At 72.1% G+C, this 2390-nt stretch carries 3 protein-coding genes and 1 pseudogene; 2 read left to right on the top strand and 2 right to left on the bottom strand.

Annotated elements, in window-relative coordinates:
* Positions 1 to 282 precede the first annotated feature (282 nt).
* The gene (locus FRZ03_RS29215) at positions 283 to 822 is read left to right on the top strand and encodes a hypothetical protein (RefSeq protein WP_146468095.1); all 540 of its coding nucleotides are present in this window, start codon (positions 283 to 285) and stop codon (positions 820 to 822) included.
* On the opposite strand, the gene FRZ03_RS29220 is transcribed toward FRZ03_RS29215, so the two are convergent.
* Positions 819 to 1391 (bottom strand): cob(I)yrinic acid a,c-diamide adenosyltransferase, encoded by a 573-nt coding sequence (locus FRZ03_RS29220; RefSeq protein ID WP_070027802.1) that lies wholly within the window; start codon positions 1389 to 1391, stop codon positions 819 to 821. The two genes, FRZ03_RS29215 and FRZ03_RS29220, sit on opposite strands and share 4 nt — an antisense overlap.
* Positions 1392 to 1404: 13 nt before the next feature.
* The gene (locus FRZ03_RS29225; protein ID WP_146468096.1) at positions 1405 to 2154 is read right to left on the bottom strand and encodes an ABC transporter permease; all 750 of its coding nucleotides are present in this window, start codon (positions 2152 to 2154) and stop codon (positions 1405 to 1407) included.
* 66 nt (positions 2155 to 2220) lie between these two features.
* Here FRZ03_RS29225 and FRZ03_RS29230 point away from each other — a divergent pair.
* Positions 2221 to 2390 (top strand): annotated as a pseudogene (locus tag FRZ03_RS29230) (ABC transporter permease); the annotation flags it as partial.

Consider the following 2390-nt stretch of genomic DNA (forward strand, 5'->3'; position numbering starts at 1 on the left):
GCGGCTCGCACAGCAGCAGCGCCAGCCCGGTGCGGGGCATCCGCAGCCCGTACCGGACGCCCAGCCCGGCCGCCAGCAGCACCCAGAAGGCCACCTCGCAGGCGACGATCAACCCGACGATCACGGCTCGCTCCCTTCCACGCCCTCCAGGCTCGCGCCGCCCCCGGCTGCTCCCCGGGAAGGGTTCGGGACTGCGACTTTCGCTTACCCCGGATCGCTCCCGGCGACGACGATCCGCTGCCGGGGCGGCGCGAGCCTGGAGGGCGTGGAAGGGAGCGAGCCGTGATCGTCGGGTTGATCGTCGCCTGCGAGGTGGCCTTCTGGGTGCTGCTGGCGGCCGGGCTGGGCGTCCGGTACGGGCTGCGGATGCCCCGCACCGGGCTGGCGCTGCTGCTGTGCGAGCCGCTGCTGGAGGTGGTGCTGCTCGTCGTCGCCGCGATCGATCTGAAACACGGTGGCCGGGCGGACTGGCGGCACGGGCTGGCCGCCGTCTACATCGGCTTCACCGTCGGCCTCGGCCACTCTGCCGTCAAGTGGGCCGACGCCCGGGTCGCCCACCGGTTCGCCGCCGGCCCGCCCCCGGTGCGCCCGCCCCGCTACGGCCGGGCCCGCGCCCGCCACGAATGGAGGGTGGCGGCGCGCTGGACGCTGGCCTGCGTGGTCGCGCTGGCGCTGCTCCAGGCGGCGATCCGGTACGTCGGCGCGGACGGCGACACCGGCTCGCTGCGGGCGTGGCAGCTGCGGATGGTGTGGCTGATCGGCCTCAATGTGATCATCGCCGGGAGCTACACGCTGTTCCCGAAGCGCGAGCGGGCTCGTTAGCGCTCGCCGCCGGGCACCCAGAGCACGTCGCCGGTGGCCTTGTTGGCGATGCGGGCCAGGATGAACAGCAGGTCGGAGAGGCGGTTGAGGTAGGTGGCGGTGAGCGGGTTCATGAGGTCGCCGTGCACCTCCAGGGCCGCCCAGGTGGAGCGCTCGGCGCGGCGCACGACGGTGCAGGCCTGGTGGAGCAGGGCGGCGCCGGGGGTGCCGCCGGGCAGGATGAAGGAGCGCAGCTTCTCCAGCCGCTCGTTGAAGCGGTCGCAGTCCGCCTCCAGCCGGTCGATGTAGAACTGCTCGACCCGCAGCGGCGGGTACTCCGGGTTCTCCGCCACCGGGGTCGAGAGGTCCGCGCCCACGTCGAACAGGTCGTTCTGCACGCGGGTGAGGACGGCGACGACCTCCTCGTCCAGGCCGCCCAGGGCGATCGCGGTGCCGATCACCGCGTTTGCCTCGTTGCTGTCCGCGTACGCGGAGATCCTGAGGTCCGTCTTGGGCACCCGGCTCATGTCGCCGAGGCTGGTGGTGCCCTTGTCGCCGGTCCGGGTGTAGATGCGCGTCAGATTGACCATGTGCCCAGCGTAATTACGCCCCGGCCGTCCGGAACACCCGTGTGCCCGCCGTCACGGCCAGCGCGGCGAAGCCGACGGCGACGAGGACGCCGTAGAGCATGTGCGCGGTGGCGTAGTGGCCGACGTAGGCGTCGCGCATCGCGTCCACCAGATAGCGGAACGGGACGAAGTGCGACAGCACGTCGAGCCAGCCGGGCGCGAGGCTCATCGGGAGCATCAGCCCGGACAGCAGCATCGACGGCATCGACACCGCGTTGATCAGCGGGCCGAACTCCTGCGGGGTGCGGACCTTCATGGCCAGCGCGTACGACACCGAGGCCAGGGACAGCGTGAGCAGTGCGACGAACCCGAAGCCGATGAGCACGCCCGCCAGCGGTGCGCGCAGGCCCATCACCAGCGCGGCCAGCACCAGCAGCACCGCCTGGAACACGAACACCGTGGCGTCGCGCAGCACGCGGCCGAGCAGCAGGGCGAGCCGGCTGACCGGGGTGACCCGCATCCGTTCCACCACCCCCTGGGCGTTCTCCATGATGACCGTGAAGCCCGCGAACAGGGCGCCGAACAGGCCGAGTTGGAGCAGCAGGCCGGGTACGAGCACCTGCCAGGAGCTGCCCGCCCCGCCCAGCGGCAGACCGGTGAGCAGCGGGCCGAAGAAGAGCAGGTAGAGCAGCGGGGTGAGGACCCCGAAGAGAAGGGCGAAGCGGGAGCGCAGGGACTGGCGGAGGTAGCGGCCGTAGACGAGGGCCGTGTCGTGCAGCAGCATGCCGGGGGTCTCCTGGGGCTAGACGGCGACGGGGGCGTCGCCGTCTAGCCCCAGGAGACCCCCGGCATGCTGCTGCACGACACGGCCCTCGTCTACGGCCGCTACCTCCGCCAGTCCCTGCGCTCCCGCTTCGCCCTTCTCTTCGGGGTCCTCACCCCGCTGCTCTACCTGCTCTTCTTCGGCCCGCTGCTCACCGGTCTGCCGCTGGGCGGGGCGGGCAGCTCCTGGCAGGTGCT

It is taken from the genome of Streptomyces misionensis, assembly GCF_007896895.1.
Classification (GTDB): domain Bacteria; phylum Actinomycetota; class Actinomycetes; order Streptomycetales; family Streptomycetaceae; genus Streptomyces; species Streptomyces misionensis_A.

Excerpts from the sequence above, each read along its gene's own strand:
- FRZ03_RS29220 (WP_070027802.1), bottom strand. The coding sequence starts at position 1,391 with ATGGTCAATCTGACGCGCATCTACACCCGGACCGGCGACAAGGGCACC.
- FRZ03_RS29225 (WP_146468096.1), bottom strand. The coding sequence starts at position 2,154 with ATGCTGCTGCACGACACGGCCCTCGTCTACGGCCGCTACCTCCGCCAG.